The sequence below is a fragment of the Bacillus mycoides genome (assembly GCF_001757995.1).
GTDB lineage: Bacteria > Bacillota > Bacilli > Bacillales > Bacillaceae_G > Bacillus_A > Bacillus_A mycoides_B.
On record NZ_LXLV01000024.1, the window covers coordinates 36,282 to 53,249 of the forward strand.

The 16,968-nt window shown below is 34.2% G+C and carries 21 protein-coding genes; 15 read left to right on the top strand and 6 right to left on the bottom strand.

All coding sequences use genetic code 11. The features are described from left to right. The first annotated feature begins 1 nt into the window (after nt 1). Both BWGOE10_RS09655 and BWGOE10_RS09660 read left to right on the top strand, forming a co-directional pair. A complete protein-coding gene (locus tag BWGOE10_RS09655) occupies nt 2-871 on the top strand; it encodes a TIGR03943 family putative permease subunit (protein WP_070142040.1) in 870 nt (289 codons plus the stop codon). 119 nt (nt 872-990) lie between these two features. Beyond that, the gene (locus tag BWGOE10_RS09660) at nt 991-1,497 is read left to right on the top strand and encodes an acyl-CoA thioesterase (protein ID WP_070142043.1); all 507 of its coding nucleotides are present in this window, start codon (nt 991-993) and stop codon (nt 1,495-1,497) included. Nucleotides 1,498-1,630: 133 nt separating this feature from the next. Here BWGOE10_RS09660 and BWGOE10_RS29735 read toward each other — a convergent pair whose 3' ends face one another. After that, complete coding sequence (locus tag BWGOE10_RS29735; protein ID WP_000505094.1) at nt 1,631-1,717, bottom strand: YjcZ family sporulation protein; 87 nt, start codon at nt 1,715-1,717, stop codon at nt 1,631-1,633. 159 nt (nt 1,718-1,876) lie between these two features. Here BWGOE10_RS29735 and cls point away from each other — a divergent pair, with 159 nt between their 5' ends. From cls to BWGOE10_RS09680, 4 genes are all read left to right on the top strand, one after another. After that, the gene (gene cls, locus BWGOE10_RS09665; protein WP_070142045.1) at nt 1,877-3,061 is read left to right on the top strand and encodes a cardiolipin synthase; all 1,185 of its coding nucleotides are present in this window, start codon (nt 1,877-1,879) and stop codon (nt 3,059-3,061) included. Nucleotides 3,062-3,095: 34 nt separating this feature from the next. Next, a complete protein-coding gene (locus tag BWGOE10_RS09670) occupies nt 3,096-3,554 on the top strand; it encodes a spore coat protein (protein ID WP_070142047.1) in 459 nt (152 codons plus the stop codon). 187 nt (nt 3,555-3,741) lie between these two features. After that, the gene (locus BWGOE10_RS09675) at nt 3,742-3,921 is read left to right on the top strand and encodes a hypothetical protein (protein WP_001045959.1); all 180 of its coding nucleotides are present in this window, start codon (nt 3,742-3,744) and stop codon (nt 3,919-3,921) included. A 256-nt stretch (nt 3,922-4,177) separates the two neighbouring features. Further along, complete coding sequence (locus BWGOE10_RS09680; protein ID WP_070142049.1) at nt 4,178-4,798, top strand: NAD(P)-dependent oxidoreductase; 621 nt, start codon at nt 4,178-4,180, stop codon at nt 4,796-4,798. A gap of 24 nt (nt 4,799-4,822) precedes the next feature. Here BWGOE10_RS09680 and BWGOE10_RS09685 read toward each other — a convergent pair whose 3' ends face one another. From BWGOE10_RS09685 to BWGOE10_RS09695, 3 genes are all read right to left on the bottom strand, one after another. Then, nucleotides 4,823-5,305 (bottom strand): DUF456 domain-containing protein, encoded by a 483-nt coding sequence (locus BWGOE10_RS09685; RefSeq protein ID WP_070142051.1) that lies wholly within the window; start codon nt 5,303-5,305, stop codon nt 4,823-4,825. A 1-nt stretch (nt 5,306) separates the two neighbouring features. Then, nucleotides 5,307-6,614, bottom strand: coding sequence for a hemolysin family protein (locus BWGOE10_RS09690; protein WP_070142053.1), 1,308 nt, complete (start codon nt 6,612-6,614; stop codon nt 5,307-5,309). 209 nt (nt 6,615-6,823) lie between these two features. Beyond that, on the bottom strand, nt 6,824-7,711 hold the full coding sequence (locus BWGOE10_RS09695) for a hypothetical protein (RefSeq protein ID WP_070142055.1): 888 nt from the start codon (nt 7,709-7,711) through the stop codon (nt 6,824-6,826). Nucleotides 7,712-7,968: 257 nt separating this feature from the next. Between BWGOE10_RS09695 and cbpA the strand changes: the two genes are divergently transcribed. The 4 genes from cbpA (at nt 7,969) to BWGOE10_RS09715 (ending at nt 11,341) form a co-directional block, all read left to right on the top strand. Further along, nucleotides 7,969-8,616 carry a cyclic di-AMP binding protein CbpA gene (gene cbpA, locus BWGOE10_RS09700; RefSeq protein WP_070142057.1) on the top strand — a complete coding sequence of 216 codons (648 nt, stop codon included), beginning with the start codon at nt 7,969-7,971 and terminating at the stop codon, nt 8,614-8,616. A gap of 443 nt (nt 8,617-9,059) precedes the next feature. Continuing rightward, nucleotides 9,060-10,397, top strand: coding sequence for a branched-chain amino acid transport system II carrier protein BrnQ4 (brnQ4, locus tag BWGOE10_RS09705; protein WP_098786340.1), 1,338 nt, complete (start codon nt 9,060-9,062; stop codon nt 10,395-10,397). Nucleotides 10,398-10,464: 67 nt separating this feature from the next. Further along, the gene (gene csaA / locus BWGOE10_RS09710; protein ID WP_070142061.1) at nt 10,465-10,794 is read left to right on the top strand and encodes a chaperone CsaA; all 330 of its coding nucleotides are present in this window, start codon (nt 10,465-10,467) and stop codon (nt 10,792-10,794) included. After that, nucleotides 10,775-11,341: a DUF1572 domain-containing protein gene (locus BWGOE10_RS09715; protein ID WP_070142063.1), complete on the top strand. Its 567-nt coding sequence runs from the start codon at nt 10,775-10,777 to the stop codon at nt 11,339-11,341. The genes csaA and BWGOE10_RS09715 overlap by 20 nt, the downstream gene beginning before the upstream one ends. Here BWGOE10_RS09715 and BWGOE10_RS33330 read toward each other — a convergent pair. Both BWGOE10_RS33330 and BWGOE10_RS09720 read right to left on the bottom strand, forming a co-directional pair. Continuing rightward, entirely contained in the window at nt 11,314-11,619 is a 306-nt protein-coding gene (locus BWGOE10_RS33330; protein WP_081338102.1) for a permease, read from the bottom strand. The genes BWGOE10_RS09715 and BWGOE10_RS33330 overlap by 28 nt on opposite strands. A 4-nt stretch (nt 11,620-11,623) precedes the next feature. Continuing rightward, nucleotides 11,624-11,929, bottom strand: a complete 306-nt coding sequence (locus BWGOE10_RS09720; protein WP_070142065.1) for a hypothetical protein — start codon at nt 11,927-11,929, stop codon at nt 11,624-11,626. Between the two features lie 89 nt (nt 11,930-12,018). Between BWGOE10_RS09720 and spoIIP the strand changes: the two genes are divergently transcribed. From spoIIP to BWGOE10_RS09745, 5 genes are all read left to right on the top strand, one after another. Continuing rightward, nucleotides 12,019-13,173: a stage II sporulation protein SpoIIP gene (gene spoIIP, locus BWGOE10_RS09725; RefSeq protein WP_070142067.1), complete on the top strand. Its 1,155-nt coding sequence runs from the start codon at nt 12,019-12,021 to the stop codon at nt 13,171-13,173. A 257-nt stretch (nt 13,174-13,430) separates the two neighbouring features. Next, nucleotides 13,431-13,928 carry a GNAT family N-acetyltransferase gene (locus tag BWGOE10_RS09730; RefSeq protein WP_070142069.1) on the top strand — a complete coding sequence of 166 codons (498 nt, stop codon included), beginning with the start codon at nt 13,431-13,433 and terminating at the stop codon, nt 13,926-13,928. Nucleotides 13,929-13,939: 11 nt separating this feature from the next. Beyond that, a complete protein-coding gene (locus BWGOE10_RS09735; protein ID WP_070142071.1) occupies nt 13,940-14,680 on the top strand; it encodes a D-alanyl-D-alanine carboxypeptidase family protein in 741 nt (246 codons plus the stop codon). 23 nt (nt 14,681-14,703) lie between these two features. Beyond that, nucleotides 14,704-15,150, top strand: a complete 447-nt coding sequence (locus tag BWGOE10_RS09740) for an NUDIX hydrolase (protein ID WP_070142073.1) — start codon at nt 14,704-14,706, stop codon at nt 15,148-15,150. 187 nt (nt 15,151-15,337) lie between these two features. After that, nucleotides 15,338-16,813, top strand: coding sequence for an amidase family protein (locus tag BWGOE10_RS09745; protein ID WP_070142075.1), 1,476 nt, complete (start codon nt 15,338-15,340; stop codon nt 16,811-16,813). Nucleotides 16,814-16,968 lie beyond the last annotated feature (155 nt).

The window sequence follows — 16,968 nt, forward strand, 5'->3', positions numbered from 1 at the left end:
TATGTTTCGAGCATATATATTATTAGGTTTTACAATTTTAATTGGACAGCTTCATATTTCCGGTAACATTACGAAGTATATAAATATGAAGTACGCCTATTTATCAAAAACTGCAGCTATTATTTTAGGTTTCTTAACGATTGTACAAATTATTATCGTTTTCCAAAAAGAGCACCAAAAGGAAAAAGAGAAACATGATTGTAGTTGTGATCATAGTCATTGCGGGCATGATCATTCGAAAGATGAAAATACATGGTGGAAACGAACGTTATCTTATACTCTGTTCTGTTTTCCGATTATTTCTGGATTATTTTTCCCGATTGCAACATTAGATTCGGACATTGTTAAGGCGAAGGGGTTTCACTTTCCTGTTGCACAAGCGGAAAGTAAAGATCCATTTATGACAAGACAATTCTTAAGACCGGATACGAGTATTTATTACGGGAAAGAAGGATATCGTGGTGTAATGGAAAAAGGGAAGAAAGAGTTTGTTACGAAAGACAATATCACTTTAAAAGATGAAGATTTCTTAAAGGGTATGGAGACAATTTATAATTATCCTGGTGAATTTACTGGTAAAACCCTGTCTTATAAAGGATTTGTTTTCCGAGATGATTCTTCTAAAAAGGAACAATATTTCTTATTCCGTTTCGGTATTATACATTGTGTTGCGGATTCGGGTGTATATGGTATGTTAGTTAAAAAACCAGAAGGTGTAGAGTGGAAAAATGATGATTGGATTCAGGTAGAGGGAGAAATTTCAACTGAATTTTATCAGCCATTTCATGCGAATATTCCAGTGTTAGAAGTAACGAAATGGAATAAAGTTGAACAGCCGAAAGAACAATATGTATTTAGAGGAGCCGATTGATAAAATCGGTTCTTTTTTGTGGACTAAAAGTTCTAAAAATTGTTAATATTAAACGTGTAGTTTATGAGATATAGTAAATGTTTGGATATTAGGGATATATAATTAAAGGGGTGATAACAATGGCTGAAGTAAAGGGTAAAACAGCTAATGAATCAAGAGTTTTTAAAACGAGTCGAGTATTTCCAACGGATTTAAATGATCATAACACGCTATTTGGTGGAAAGATATTGGCGGAGATGGATATGGTTGCTTCAATTTCAGCAACGAGACACTCGAGAATGGAATGTGTCACAGCGTCTATGGATTGGGTAGATTTCTTACATCCAGTACGTTCTTCAGATTGTGTTAGTTATGAATCTTTCGTGATTTGGACGGGAAGAACTTCTATGGAGATATTTGTGAAAGTAGTAGCAGAAGATTTAATTTCAGGTGAAAAACGTATAGCAGCAACTTCATTCGTTACTTTTGTTGCGCTTAGCAAGGAGAATAATCCAGTCCCTGTACCGCGTGTTATCCCTGAGACAGAAGAGGAGAAAGAATTGCATCGAATTGCTGTGTTACGTGCAGAACAGCGCCATATTCGTAAGGCAGAGAGTAAGAAAGTAGCTAAACTGCTAACTTTTTGATGATAAATACTTTTTCTTTTCGTTTAATATTTCAGCAATAGGCGAAAAAAGTTTTAAAATGAAAAGCGGACACCTAAAAATAGGTGTCCGCTTTTATAGTTTTTTCATCCCCATATCGTATTACAATAACTGCTTAGCAGAAGCAAGCAGCACCGACGATAATTAAGAGGATAAATAATACAACTAGTAGCGCAAATCCATTACCATGTGCGAAGCCCATTGTTATTTCCTCCTTTTATTTTAAGATACAACATACAATATGCAAATGAGCTCTTGTTTGATATGGACGTATATCATGTAGTGACATATTTTTTGTATGATAATGTTTTAAAAAAGGAAAGATATAGGAATAACAGTATGTGGAGAAAGGAACTTATCCATGAAGCACTTTTTTATTGTAATACTTTGCTTGATAGGTGTATTCATATGGATGAACATCGATATGGAAATGGGGAAAAAAATGGTTAGCGGTTATGAATTAGAAAAAATTCGATCAGGGGATGTTCAACTATATACGAACGGTGATGAGTTATATAGGAATTTATTTAATGATATAAATCGCGCAGAAAAGTACATATATATTCATTTTTATATTGTAGGTAAAGATGAAGTAAGTCTAGAGTTCTTACGGTTATTAGAGAAAAAAGCATCTAGTGGTGTAGATGTGAAATTGTCAGTAGACCGGATAGGTGGATATAAGCTTAAGAAAAAGATAATCAGTCAATTAAAAGAAAAAGGCGTGAAGTTTACATTCAGTAAAAAACCCAAATTTAAAAATTTATTTTTTTCTTTGCATCAACGCAATCACAGACGCATTGTTACTATAGATGGGAAAGTATCGTACATCGGTGGTTTTAATATCGGCAAGGAGTATCTTGGACAGGATCCTAAATTTGGTCCGTGGCGTGATTATCATGTACGCATCGAAGGGGATGGAGCTGCTGATATGGAACGGAAATTTGCGGAAGATTGGCAGGAAGATACGGGAGAAAAGTTCCCTATACATCATGGTTTACCTGTACAAGGAAATGTAAAATATCAATACGTATTTTCGAATGGAAAAGGTTTATGGCAGGAATATGGGGGACTATTAAAGAAGGCAAAACATTCCTTAATAATCGCTACACCATATTTTGTACCGAGTAAAGAAATGATGCAGGGGTTAAAAGATGCATTAAATCGAGGTGTTCGTGTGAAAATTCTCGTCCCGTTTAAGAGTGATGCTGTAATGCTGAAACAAGCAGCTTATCCACATTTAAAAGAAATGCTTATGGCAGGGGCAGAAATCTATCAATATCGAAATGGATTTTTTCACGGGAAAGTAACAATTATTGATGATGAAATTGTTGACGTTGGTACAGCAAACTTTGATAATAGAAGTTTTTATTTAAATACTGAATCTAACTGCTTTATTTATGATAAGAAAGTAGTAGCAGAAGTATGGAGCCGACTAGAGGAGGACTTTCATAAATCTAAACGATTTTCTGAAGCAGACTTTGAGAAAATTAGTCGCTGGGATTGGTTTCTAGCAAGAATAGCGAATGTTATCGCATCATATTTATAGTATATAGATGGAAAATAGGAAGGGAGGCGCTTTAATGGATTGTATGAAAGAATTGCTGACATATAGTTACACGCTTATATATAAAGTTGGAGAGTATACGGGCAAGGTTCGAGATGAAGAATTAAAGGATATATTACAGCATCATTTGCCGTATATGTTACAAGCATATAATGAACAAGTAAATTTTCAAGAAGGAGAAAATGTACAGCATATAACTTGTAAACAAATGTGGCCGGAATTTACTGAAATGGATAGGGAAACAGATAATGAATATACAGGGGATATTGGGATTGCTATTTGTTATATTACACATTTAAAGCGATTAGCATTAAAGTTTGCTCAAGTGGCAGTAGAAGTTGCGAACCCGGAGTTTCGTTCTTTTCTGGAAAATTGTTTTGTGAAAATGAATCGTTACGCATATAATGTTTGGCAATATGTTGTGAAGAAGGAATATAAAATTAAACATGTATATGAAAATGAAAAATTCGCGTGAAAAGCTAAGGTGGACTGAAAGACGCCTTAGTTTTTTTATGTCTAATTAGAGGGGGCGGATTAAAGATTGATTGTTTTATCAGAAAATTTACAAAAGTTTACCGTATCTTTACTATTTTTAAATCTTCCCTTTAAAAATAAAGAGTAATATAGGGTTGTACATATTCTATCAAAGGGAGGAAACGCAAATGAACAAATGGGTTAAGTCATTAACTGCTATGGCACTTGCAAGTTCTTTATTAATGGTAGGTTGTAGTAAAGGTGAGGATAAAAAGAAAGAAGATGACACAACTTCGCAGCAAGATGAAAAAAAAGATAAAGAAACAAGCGGAACAGAGAAGTCTTCTGATTCAAAAGAAAAGAAATAAAGTGAAACTTTAATCAGTGGGGGGTTTTGTCCATCCCCCACTGATTATTAGCCCACACCAATCGGGCATTTACGGGTAGTTATCTTCCACCTAACTTCCCCACATTCACCGAATTTTGAGGTGGGAGTTTACTGCCCGCAAATAGCGGGATAAATGGATAACAGAGCTTCCTCACATATACGAGGGAGCTTTTTTGTTGTATATTTGTAAGTTTTGCGGAAAAATAGAGAGAAAGAATGGAAGAGGGGGATAGTATATGAAAGTATGTATATTAGGAGCGACAGGTAGAGTAGGTTCACACATTTTGAAGTTAGCATTACATGATTCATATGAAGTGGCAGTATTAGTTCGTGATTTGAGTAAAGTGGAAATAGAGCATGAAAGGTTACATATTATAGAGGGAAATGTATTAAATGAAAATGACATAAAGGAAGCAGTGAAAGGGTGCGATATTGTAATTAGTACTCTTGGAACAGATGGGAATGGAACGTTAGCAAAGAGTTTACCGATTATTATAAAATGTATGGAAAAAGAGGGCATAAAGAAGATAGTTACAATAGGAACTGCCGGCATTTTACAAGCACGAACAAATCCAAGTATATATCGTTTCCAATCAAATGAATCGAAAAGAAAAATAACAACAGCAGCGGAAGATCATTTAGCTGCCTATGTAGCGCTAGAAAATAGTAAACTTTGCTGGACTGTTGTTTGTCCAACGCATTTAATAGATGGTGATGAAACTGGTTTATATCGAACGGAAAAAGATATATTGCCAGCAGATGGATCTAAAATCACAGTGGGTGATACAGCTCATTTTACATGGAGATTACGTAATAAAAGCAAATATGAGCAAAGTCGAGTAGGTATTTCATATTAAAAAACCACCCCAAAATAGGGATGGCTAAAAAATGATATAGCATACAAAGAAAATAATCATAATGATTTGGAGAATTGCTTTCGCTATTGTACTACTTAAAAAACCGACTACAGTTGCAATTCCGACTAAAAAGGCGTCTTTTGGCGCCTTTTTATGCATTAATTCTGTTATAAATACCGATAAGAACGGTATGATAATAAGACCAAATGGCGGGAAGAAGAACGATCCGACAATGATAGAAATCATGCCGACACGTTCACCCCACTTAGAACTTCCGTATTTTTTTAAGAAATATCCATTTGCTATAAAATCAGCACCGAAAATGAAAAGTGTAAAAATAACTTGAATAATCCAAAAAGATGTTGTTAATTCTCCGCCATTTATACCAAAATGATAAATGAAATAGCCAGCCCATACTGCAAGAATGCCAGGAATAATGGGGTATATAAAGGCAAGAAATGAAACAATGAAACAAGCGATGATACTAATTGTTAATAATACAGTCACTTTATACCTCCTTTATAGAATCTAATTTATGTACAGCAATCTTTTTAATTTGATGTCCGTCTAGTTCCAATGCCTTAAATTGAAAACCATCATATTCAACTGAATAGCCAGCATCAATATTTAAGTCAATAGCTTGGGAGAGAAGCCAGCCCCCAATTGTATCTAAATCACTATCATCAATATGCAAACCAAACATATCATTTACTTCAGAAATAAGTACTTTTCCATCTAATACAGTAAGTTTAGGTGTGCGTTTTTCAATCATTGGTGATTCATCTGCATCAAATTCGTCTTGAATTTCACCAATAATTTCTTCAAGAATATCCTCCATTGTTAAAAGTCCAGCGGTGCCACCATATTCGTCCATTATAATCGCCATTTGAACACGGTTTTTTTGAAGATGTATTAACGTTTTACGAATGGGAACTGTTTCAAAAACAGTTAAAACTGGGTGTATGTACGATTCAAGTGGTTTATAAATTCTTTTTGTTTGATCGTGAAATATTTCTTTCGTATTTATCATCCCAATTATGTCGTCTTTATCTTTTTCAATAATAGGATAACGTGTATACTTTTCAGTTGCGACGATATCCATATTTTCTTCTAACGTATTTTCAGTAGATAAGCAAATCATCTCGGTACGAGGAACCATGATTTCTTTCGCAACACGATCATCAAATTCAAAAATGTTATTTACATATTTATATTCGGTTTGATTAATTTCGCCGCTTTTATAACTTTCACCTAAAATGAGCCGTAGTTCTTCTTCAGAATGGGCAAGTTCGTTTTCTTTTGCAGGTTCTAAACCGAATAACTTTGTGAAAAACACAGCTGAACTATTAAGCACCCAAATGAATGGATACATAATTTTATCAAACAAAATAAGCGGTTTTGCAAATTTTAATGTAATTGCTTCTGCTTTTTGAATTGCGAAAGACTTAGGAACTAATTCTCCTAATACAACATGGAAAAAAGTAATAACACTAAATGCAATAATAAAGGATAACGTGTTAGCTATTGCTCCAGTAATGTTGATTTTTTCAAATAGTGGTCGTAGTAAATGTTCTACAGTTGGTTCACCAAGCCAACCAAGTCCTAGAGAAGTGATAGTAATACCAAGCTGACAAGCAGATAAATAAACATCTAAGTTAGATACAACGCTTCTTGCAGCTAACGCCTGCTTATTACCTTCATTGGCAAGTTGATCAATTCGACTTTTTCGTACTTTTACAACAGCGAATTCTGATGCAACGAAAAAGCCAGAAATAAGGATAAGTATAAAGATGAGAAAAATATTTAATATGTCCAAGTGTGTTCTCTATTCCTAATTTGGAATAAAGATGTCACCTCCTGCAATTATGTTATACTTTTATAATAAATCCAAATGAAAAGATTAGTCAAAGAAAATGGGTAAATAATGGTAGGTTTTAATAGTATTTTTTAAATTTGCTGTTATTTTGTCCTCTATATAATAGGAATAACCGTCTACATTTAATTTAAGTAGACGGTTATTCTATGTTATGGTTTCGAAATACTTCTAGTTAAAGTATACGTTTTCTGTTTAGAGTAGTTTGTTGTCCATAAAGTTTGGAGAAAAGACAAGACACTATACGGAATATAAAGTAGTAATAAACCAATTGTAACAACTATAGGTGCATTTCCCCCAAATTGAACGATAAATTGTAATAGTCCATTTGCATGAAAAACACATTCCATAAAAACGAATGAAAGAATAATGGAACTTAAAATAGATTTATGATTGGAAGTAAGCGCCATAAATAACGTATCAACAAGGAAAGCTGAATTTTTTATTTCATATTCATTTGTGTTATTTAAGAAAGGAAGCCATTTTTTTATTGCTTGCATAACGATAATCATAGAAGTGCTACACACGATGATAAAAGATGAGTAGAAAGGAAACTTTATGAATTTCGCGATGTAGAGAAGTAGTAATAAGACTGAACATTGTAATATTACAGTGCCAATAGAATACGGTATCCAGCGCAATAAAGAAGTACACTTTCTTACTGGATTGGGTGCTTTTAAAAATAGATGTCCGATTCCTAAACTTAAAAAGAAACCGATTGCAAGAGTGAATGTGAAACGAACAATCGATAAAAAATATATTTCCCATATGTAGGGGAATAGTGGTGAAGAATGGCTTGAAGTATGTATCATATTTTGTGCATGAATAATCTGATTTGCCGAGAAAAGGATAGGTTCATGCATCCAATCAATTCTTGGAATTGAAATGGAAGAAAGTTGTGCGAAGTTATGAAAAATGCTTATAAAACTAGTTAAGTAAGAGTTACTATGTGTAAGAAATAATGCTGGAATAGGACTTATGACAAGAATAATAAGAACACCAATGATAAATTTACATATATGTGAGCGCAATAAGGACATACAATCACCTACTCTTAGAATATTCAGAAAATTCTTATTCTTATTTTAGCTTTTTTCGGAGTAAGTTACAATATATTTTTCTTGCAGTAATTCAGAGAGAATGTTCGATACTGAAGATCATACAAGTGAATGATTAATGAATAAATTATGACAAGAAAATGAATAATTTTCAGAAAAATAAAATAAATTATTTATTTTTTTCTGAAAATATAATATAGTTATGGCACAGAAAGTATTTTAACATAAGGAGGCTATTTATGAGGATTAAAGGGAATTATGTGCCGAAAAGGGAAGTTTTATTTTGCTCCGGCTCAATTACAGTAGGGGAAGCGCTAGAGCACTTAAATAAAACGGGGTATCGTTGTGTACCAGTTTTAGATGAAAAAAAAGAGGGATTTTTAGGGAATGTATACAAAGTAGATATTTTAGAATATAAAGGTTCACTTGAAGATAATGTATTACAATTATTGAACGATAAAGATGGGTACGTGAGAGAAGACTCTTCCTTCTTTAAAGTATTTTTTACAATTAAAAAGCTACCTTATTTATCAGTAGTTGATGAAAAAGGGGTCTTCCTTGGTATTTTAACTCATAAAAAAGTTTTTGAACTATTAGAAGATGCATGGGGAGTCCATTCTAGTAAATATTCTGTCATGATTGGCACACAAGATTATAATGGGGCCATTCAAAAATTATCGACAGTGCTAAAGAAATACACTGGTATTCAAAGTTTAATGACTTTTGATAATGATGCTTTATTAGTACGCAGAATTATGTTTACATTAGGAGAAGAGTTTGAAGATAGTGAATTAGAAACATTGCTAAAGGATTTAGAAGATCATGGATTTAGAGTTGTGTATGTTGAAGAGATGAATAATCCACGTGAAGTTGAAACGATAGACTAACAAGTAAAAGCCATCTTATTTTTTGGTGGCTTTTACTTTCTTTTGCATAAAGATATTCAAATATAATAAAATGTATAAATCGTAAATTTCTAAAAACATTTGTGTAATAGAATAAATAAAGGGAGTATATGTGGATAATTTTGATTTTCAAAAAATTCTATTTAAAAATATGTTTTTATTTTTCAACTAAATATGTTACTATATGTGTGATAAAAGCAAAGAGGTCTGACAACTAAACTCCGCGTTATAACACTCTAATGACTTAAATATTCAAAAAAATCAAAAATTATCATTTGGAGTAATTAAAAGGGGAATGGAGAAATTATGGAGAAAGACATTGCTTTGTAAGGGGCATCTTTTATGATCATGAACAGAGAGGAGGATGCATAGCATATTGTGAGAATAGAGAAAAACAATGAAAAAGTGCTATGCAATTTAAAGAAATGAAGGGACGATTAAGGCCAGGTGATACGCTAGCAATTGGTTTAATGTTATTTGCATTATTTTTAGGAGCAGGAAATTTAATTTTTCCACCAGTTTTAGGTCAACAAGCAGGAGAAAATGTTTGGATTGCTACAATTGGATTCCTTGTAACGGGAGTCGGTTTACCCCTATTAGCTGTCACAGCTGTCGCGTTTGTAGAGGGGGACTTGAAAGCGCTATCTTCAAGAGTTCACCCTATATTTGCGTTTGTTTTTCCACTCATTAGTTATTTAGCAATTGGACCATTCTTTGCAATCCCGCGTACGGGGGCTGTTTCGTTTGAAATGGGGATGAAGCCGTTTTTATCAGAAGCAATGGTTTCAGAATGGTACATGCTATTTCTTTTCACTATAGTTTTCTTCGGAATAACGTGGTATTTATCATTAAATCCGTCTAAATTAGTTGATTGGTTTGGAAAGTTTCTTACACCATTATTAGTATTAATTGTGGCTGTTATCGTTGGAAAGGCAATTATTGATCCGATTGGAACACCGGCAACGCCGTTAGCTGCTTATAAAGAAAATGCTTTCTTTGGTGGGTTTATTCAAGGGTATTTAACGATGGATGCAATTAGTGCTCTTGTATTTGGAATTGTTGTTGTACAAGTTATTCGCTCTAAAGGGATAAAAGAGAGTGGACAAATTGCAAAAATAACAGTCGTATCAGGTATTATTGCTGTATTGGGCCTAACGTTAATATATTTATCACTTGCTTATCTCGGTTCTACAAGTACATCGCTTGGTGTGTCGGAGAACGGTGGTCTTATTTTAACGAATGTTGTAAATGAGTTATATGGAACAAGTGGTAAAATTTTATTAGGTCTTGTTATTATACTCGCTTGTTTAACAACTTCTGTTGGATTAACATCTGCCTGTGCGGGCTTCTTTACAAACTTATTCCCAAAACTTTCGCATAGAACGATTGTAACGATGGTATGTGTGTTTAGTTTAATTGTATCTAACTTAGGATTGACACAATTAATCGCAGTAACTTTACCAGTGTTAATGATCATTTATCCAGTTGCAATTGTATTAATTGTACTTTCGTATTTCCATAAATGGATTGGAAAGCGTAATACAATTTATATTGGAGCAATATTAGGTGCCTTGTCAATTAGCTTATTTAATGGTTTAGAAAGTGCGAATATCAAAATTGATGCAATTTCAAATGTACTACAAATGTTACCATTATATAAAGAAGGAATAGGATGGTTAATCCCAGCATGTATTGGCGGGGTTCTCGGTTTCTTCTTCTATACATCAAATGAATCAAGTGAGTTACAAAAGAAAGGTGCCTAGGCGCCTTTCTTTTTTTTGAAGGGGATTTTTATGTTTTGTCTAAGTAGTAATTGGGAGGATTGATAAAATGGCTAGTTTTGAAGGGTTTTTAAATTTGGATTTGCGAATTGGGACGGTAAGAAAGGCGGAGGAATTTAAAGAAGCAAGGGTTCCTGCAATTAAGTTAGAAATTGATTTTGGAGAGTTAGGGGTTAAGCAATCTAGTGCTCAAATTACGAAAAGGTACAGCCCAGAAGATTTAATCGGTCAACAAGTGGTTGCTGTTGTGAATTTTCCACCAAAGCGTGTGGCAGGATTTAAATCGGAAGTGCTTGTACTTGGCGGAGTTCCTGAAGCTGGCGATGTTGTTTTACTTCAGCCTAATATGGAACTACCGAATGGAACGAAAATTAGTTAGTGTGAAGGTAGGTGTTAATTTGGATATCGGACGAGAATATTTACAATGTGCAATTTCGAATTTCAAAGCAACACAAAAACAAGGAGAACGAGTACTTTCTCAATTATCTTATGAACAGATAATGTGGTCTTCTCATGAAGAGACAAATAGTATTGCGATTATTATTAAGCATTTACATGGAAATATGTGTTCAAGGTGGACGAATTTTTTAACGTCTGATGGTGAAAAAACAGATCGTAACCGAGATGGTGAATTTGAAGGCGGCTACAATTCAAAACAAGAAGCTCTTACTGCGTGGCAAGAAGGATGGGATTATGTTTTTGAAACTTTGGATAATTTAACGCCAGAGAAGGTTTCGCAGAAAGTATACATTCGCGGAGAAGAACACACTGTAATGCAAGCAATCGAAAGGCAAATTTCTCACTATGCTTTACATATTGGACAAATTATTTACATTGGTAAAATGTTAAAAGAAAATGAATGGGAGTGTTTAAGCATTCCTAGAGGTCAGTCTACTAGTTATTTACAGAAAAAACGTTCAACGTAATAATATGAAAAAAATCGATATAAGATAGGAAGCAAAAAAATAAGCCAAACGATAGATGGCTCTGTGAACATTAGAATGCTACCTACAATAAGCCCATATATAATAAGAAAGAAACCAAAGAGTGTATTTATAGGAATAAAACGTGAGACAAATAATTGCTGATTTTTGAAACAAGTGTTGTGAAATAAATAAAAGCGGAAATGCCATGTAGAGGTAATAAGATCTTTCTTTCTCGCTATTCTTTTTTTACATGTATGACAGATGAATGGTGGCTGGATTTCGTTACACTCCATTTTTAGAATTCATTAGTTTCATAATAATTTGAGACAAAATTAAGTACAAAGTGTATATCCCTATATACGCTCCTGCAAGTAGAAAAAGTGGATTTAGTAAAATCCCATGAATGCTTGTCATGAAAACTAAATTTTGTATTAAAACATCATATATATTAATAGAAATAATTGTCCCGAGTACATACAGTGCTAAGTATGCGAAAATATGTAGCACAATACGAATTTTAGGATGTAAAGCAAGTAAATAAAAAGTAATTGATAAAGCGATTGGTAATGCTCCTATTAGTAGCTTCAATTCATTTCACCTCATTAACAATATAGCCGAAATTTAAGCGGTCTATTCTCTAGAGCTTGTACATAACTTGAAATAGAGAGGGTGATAGTATGAATCGAGGCTTTTTTTATGTGAAATTAACAAGTGTACGCAAGTTAATTTTATTTGTTATTACTACGGTATTAGCGACTTTTTTTCTTATTAGTGTAATGGTAACTTCCATGAAAGAGACGAAGTCAACGTATTTATATAATTGGTTAAATGAGTTATCAATGAATGGTTACATGTACGTTATTGGGAAAGAGAATCATTATTTTACACAGGAGTACCGGAATTTGAATCAAGACTTTTCTATTTCTTCATTCCTCTTTTCGATGGCTACGAATATTCGTTTTGATGATGTACGTAGTTTTGTCGGAAAGGAGCTTCCGGGATTTGGAAAGTATGATACAGAAATCGTTATAGCAGGTGAAGGAACAAATTACTCCAACTTACCGATAGAATCGAGTGTTCCTCTTGAAGAAGTAGTGAAGGAACGGACTGGAGAAGCTGGACAAGTTCCTAAGCCTGATCCGAATAAAGAGAAGAAACAACCATCTCAAACGACGGGAAAAAGACAAGTTGCATTGATTTATCATTCACATAGCTGGGAATCTTATTTGCCGTTACTCAACTTAACGAATGATCCAAATCCAAATAAAGCAACGAGTTCTGTAACGAATATTTCAATAGTTGGCGATCGATTGCGTGAACAGTTAGAAAGTGAAGGAATTGGTGCTACTAACGATAAAACTGATGTTGGTCAAAAATTAATAAGTAAAGGATTAAACAGTAATAGTTCTTATAAACTATCACGAGAAATTGTACAAGAAGCGATGGCTGGTAATAAAGAACTCCAATATTTTTTCGATTTGCACCGTGATAGTGCACGGAAAAATGTCACGACAAAAACAATTGGAGATAAATCATATGCAAAGCTTGCTTTTGTAATTGGGAAAGGAAATAAAAATTATGAAAAGAACTTACAATTAGCAACAGCTCTTCATGAGGAAATTAATAAGAAATATCCAGGAGTGAGCCGTGGTGTAATTCAAAAAGGGTTCCAAACAGGAAATGGAGTTTATAATCAAGACTTATCAGGACAGGCGATTTTAATTGAAGTTGGTGGCGTAGATAATACAGAGGAAGAATTAAATAGATCGATTGATGTTCTTGCTAAAGCATTTGGAGGGTATTTTTGGCAAGCGGAAAAAGTGAATGGATAAAGTGGGAATTTAATTAGCCCCCATCAAACAGGATACCCGTTAATACGGGAAAACGTAAGCGAGAAGCTTACGGTTTTTTTTATTCATAATCTATAGGTAGAAAGACATGTCACATTATAGACAAAATTCCCTATTATTATATCGATATCGAAATTTGTCTATTTATAGTAAGGAATTTAAAGAGGAATTTTCGGAATAGTGGAGAAAATCTTTTTACAAGGAAAATTTTTAACTAACAGAATGGGTAGGGGATCAAGGTGATACGAGAGATTAGAGTAGAAGATGCAGCATCATTTTTGCATTTAAGTAAGCAATTAGATGAAGAAACGAAATTTATGTTATACGAACCAGGAGAACGAAAAACTACAGTAGAGCAACAAGAAAAGATGGTCCACCGTTTTATAGAAAATGAATATGCGACAATATTTGTAGCAGTTGAAGAAGAGAGAATAGTAGGGTTTATTTTAGTTAATGGAAATAATATTCAAAGAAAGAGACATGTGGCAGGCATTGTAATTGGTATATTGCAAGAGTATAGTGGCCGAGGTATTGGAACGAGTTTGTTTAAAGAAGTAGAGAAGTGGGCAAGATTACATGATGTATGGCGTTTAGAATTAACGGTAATGGCCCACAATACAAGAGCTCAGGCACTATATAGCAAAATTGGATTTGAACAAGAAGGTGTCAAAAAATCTGCGCTTATCATCGATGGAAAAGGTGTCGATGAGTATGAAATGGCCAAATTATTAAAATAAGAGGTCGTTATATGAAAAAAAGATGGGCACTACTTGGTATCGTAGCAATGATACTGATTGTTGGAGTAGCAGGAATAAATTATAAGATGTACAAGGATCAAGAGGCGCGGGAAGTGAATGTAAACAATATATTCCCGAAAGCAAAAGAAACGATTGCTAATATGGATGGGGATATCGCAGTCATTAGTAATCCAAATTCGATGCTTGTACTTGTGAATAAAAATAGGCGGTTACCAGATGGGTATAGACCACCGGATTTAGTTATTCCGAAAGTACGTTACTCTAGTGAAGGTGATCAAGAGAAGAAAAAAATGAGGAAAGAGGCAGCGATGGCACTTGAGGAAATGTTTCAGCAAGCCGATAATGAGCGGATTTTCCTTTTTGCAGTCTCTGGATTTAGATCTTTTGATCGACAAAAAGCATTAAATACAATGTATAAAAGACAAGATGGAGAAGCAAAGACAGCGATGTCTAGTGCAGTCCCCGGTACGAGTGAACATCAAACAGGACTAGCTATGGATATTACATCTCAATCTGCTAAATTTCAGCTAGAAACTGTTTTTGGGGAGACGAAAGAAGGAAAGTGGCTTTCTGAAAATGCCCATAAGTTTGGTTTTGTTATTCGATATACGAAAGAGAAAGAAGGGATTACCGGTTATCGTTATGAACCGTGGCATGTACGGTATGTTGGGAATCCGCAAGCTACATATTTATATGAAAACCAACTGACGATTGAAGAAGTAACGCAGTAATGAATTGAGGGGAGAGGGCTAAGATGACGATGTTATATAAGAAAAAGGTACATGCATATATTACGAGAGAAAAAGAAGGGGTTATGCAACTACTCGTTTTTAAACATCGTGATATACGAGAGGCTGGTATCCAAGTGCCAGGTGGGACAGTAGATGAAGGAGAGACGTTAGAGGCAGCAATTTTACGCGAAGTACAAGAAGAATCAGGGCTACGCCATTTTTGTATCGAGCGCTTCCTTTCTGGTTACATTATTTATATGAAAGAAAAAAAGGAATATCAAAAACGTCATTTTTTCCACATTTCATTATTAACAGATGTGAAAGATACGTGGGAACATATAGTAAGTGCTGGTGAGGAAGACAAAGGTTTAGTATTTTGTTATGAGTGGGTTGATATTAACAAATGCCCTGAATTAGCAGGTAAACAAGGAGAGTTTTTACATTTGCTAGAAGAGGTATATGTAAAATAATAAAAAGGGTCTGAGGCGATATTGAATTCGTTTCAGACTCTTTTTATTTCTCTGGAAATTAAAGGTTTTTAAATAGGTGAGTTGAATTCCTGTATAGGGATAGTAGTTGTTAATGCGAGGAGCGGAGAAAATGAAAAAGTAATAGATATACGTCATATATAAAAGGGCTTATAAAAGGAGAATGAAAATGGAAATCCAGTTTAATACATTATTGCAAAAAGAATTAACAATTCATGATATACAAACTGCAATGGAGGAGGGGAAGTTAACTTCAAAAGAATTAGTCATGTATTATCTTCATAGAATCGCAAAGTATGACCAAGATGGCCCGAAAATCAATTCTATTTTAGAAATAAATCCAGATGCTATTTTTATTGCAGAAGCGTTAGATTATGAAAGAAAGACAAAAGGTGTAAGGGGACCATTGCATGGTATACCTGTGTTGCTAAAGGACAATATTGAAACGAATGACTCAATGCATACAAGTGCAGGTACGATTGCTCTAGAACAAAATATAAGTAGTGAAGATGCATTTCTTGTTAAAAAGCTCCGAGAAGCAGGTGCGATTATAATAGGGAAAGCAAACATGACAGAATTAGCAAACGGAATGTCTTTTGAAATGTGGGCTGGATATAGCGCTAGAGGCGGTCAAACGATTAATCCTTACGGTACAGGAAAGGATGATATGTTTGTTGGTGGATCGAGTACAGGGTCTGCCATAGCAGTTGCTGCTAATTTTTCAGTATTATCTGTTGGAACAGAAACGGATGCTTCTATTTTGAGTCCGGCTGTTCAAAACTCTGTAGTAGGTATTAAACCGACTGTTGGTTTAATTAGCCGTAGAGGCATTATTCCGTTCACATATTCTCAAGATACAGCCGGTCCGTTTGCTAGAACGGTAACAGATGCTGCTATTCTATTAGGGAGCTTAACGGGAGTGGATGAGAAAGATGTAGCTACTCATAAAAGTGAAGATATGGCATATCAGGATTATACATCTTACCTTGATGCTAATGGTTTAAATGGAGCGAAGATAGGTGTATTTAGCAATGCACCAAAAGATTATTACGAAAATGGTGAGTACGATGAAAAATTGTTTAAGGAAACGATTCAAGTATTACGTAATGAGGGAGCGATAGCAGTAGAAGATATTGATATTCCGTCTTTTCATAGGGAATGGAGTTGGGGAGTTCCACTTTATGAACTGAAGCATAGCTTAGATAACTATCTTTCTAAATTACCTTCTACTATTCCAATACATTCTATGTTGGAGTTAATGGAGTTTAATGAAAATATAGCAGAAAAGGCATTAAAATATGGACAAAATAAATTAGAAAGAAGAAAAGATTTTCCTAATACGTTAAGAAATCCTGAATATTTAAATGCCAGATTAGAAGATATATATTTTTCACAAGAACAGGGTATTGATTTTGCATTGGAAAAATATAATCTTGACGCGATACTGTTCCCTTCCTATATAGGGTCTACTATATGTGCAAAAGCTGGTTATCCTTCTATAGCAATACCGGCTGGATATATGAAAAGCGGGAGGCCTTTTGGGATTACTCTTTCGAGTACTGCTTTTAGTGAAGGGACATTAATTAAACTAGCATACGCTTTTGAACAGGCGACAAAACATAGAAAGATACCAAACTTATCATGAATAGAGAATACAAAAGGACAGGTGAACTGATATTATCCCCTTAAGGTAGACAGTGTAAAAAGACCATGAATACACATGGATGTTACACTTTTACTTGGAGGGGATTTTATTATGGTTAAAAAAGGGGATAAATTTCAAACTTATTCAGATGAGAT

Excerpts from the sequence above, each read along its gene's own strand:
- cls (WP_070142045.1), top strand. The coding sequence starts at position 1,877 with ATGAAGCACTTTTTTATTGTAATACTTTGCTTGATAGGTGTATTCATA.
- BWGOE10_RS09655 (WP_070142040.1), top strand. The coding sequence starts at position 2 with ATGTTTCGAGCATATATATTATTAGGTTTTACAATTTTAATTGGACAG.
- BWGOE10_RS09735 (WP_070142071.1), top strand. The coding sequence starts at position 13,940 with ATGAAAAAAAGATGGGCACTACTTGGTATCGTAGCAATGATACTGATT.
- csaA (WP_070142061.1), top strand. The coding sequence starts at position 10,465 with ATGGCTAGTTTTGAAGGGTTTTTAAATTTGGATTTGCGAATTGGGACG.
- spoIIP (WP_070142067.1), top strand. The coding sequence starts at position 12,019 with ATGAATCGAGGCTTTTTTTATGTGAAATTAACAAGTGTACGCAAGTTA.
- BWGOE10_RS29735 (WP_000505094.1), bottom strand. The coding sequence starts at position 1,717 with ATGGGCTTCGCACATGGTAATGGATTTGCGCTACTAGTTGTATTATTT.
- BWGOE10_RS09670 (WP_070142047.1), top strand. The coding sequence starts at position 3,096 with ATGGATTGTATGAAAGAATTGCTGACATATAGTTACACGCTTATATAT.
- BWGOE10_RS09680 (WP_070142049.1), top strand. The coding sequence starts at position 4,178 with ATGAAAGTATGTATATTAGGAGCGACAGGTAGAGTAGGTTCACACATT.
- BWGOE10_RS09695 (WP_070142055.1), bottom strand. The coding sequence starts at position 7,711 with ATGTCCTTATTGCGCTCACATATATGTAAATTTATCATTGGTGTTCTT.
- BWGOE10_RS09745 (WP_070142075.1), top strand. The coding sequence starts at position 15,338 with ATGGAAATCCAGTTTAATACATTATTGCAAAAAGAATTAACAATTCAT.
- cbpA (WP_070142057.1), top strand. The coding sequence starts at position 7,969 with ATGAGGATTAAAGGGAATTATGTGCCGAAAAGGGAAGTTTTATTTTGC.
- BWGOE10_RS09660 (WP_070142043.1), top strand. The coding sequence starts at position 991 with ATGGCTGAAGTAAAGGGTAAAACAGCTAATGAATCAAGAGTTTTTAAA.
- BWGOE10_RS09675 (WP_001045959.1), top strand. The coding sequence starts at position 3,742 with ATGAACAAATGGGTTAAGTCATTAACTGCTATGGCACTTGCAAGTTCT.
- BWGOE10_RS09715 (WP_070142063.1), top strand. The coding sequence starts at position 10,775 with ATGGAACGAAAATTAGTTAGTGTGAAGGTAGGTGTTAATTTGGATATC.
- brnQ4 (WP_098786340.1), top strand. The coding sequence starts at position 9,060 with ATGAAGGGACGATTAAGGCCAGGTGATACGCTAGCAATTGGTTTAATG.
- BWGOE10_RS09740 (WP_070142073.1), top strand. The coding sequence starts at position 14,704 with ATGACGATGTTATATAAGAAAAAGGTACATGCATATATTACGAGAGAA.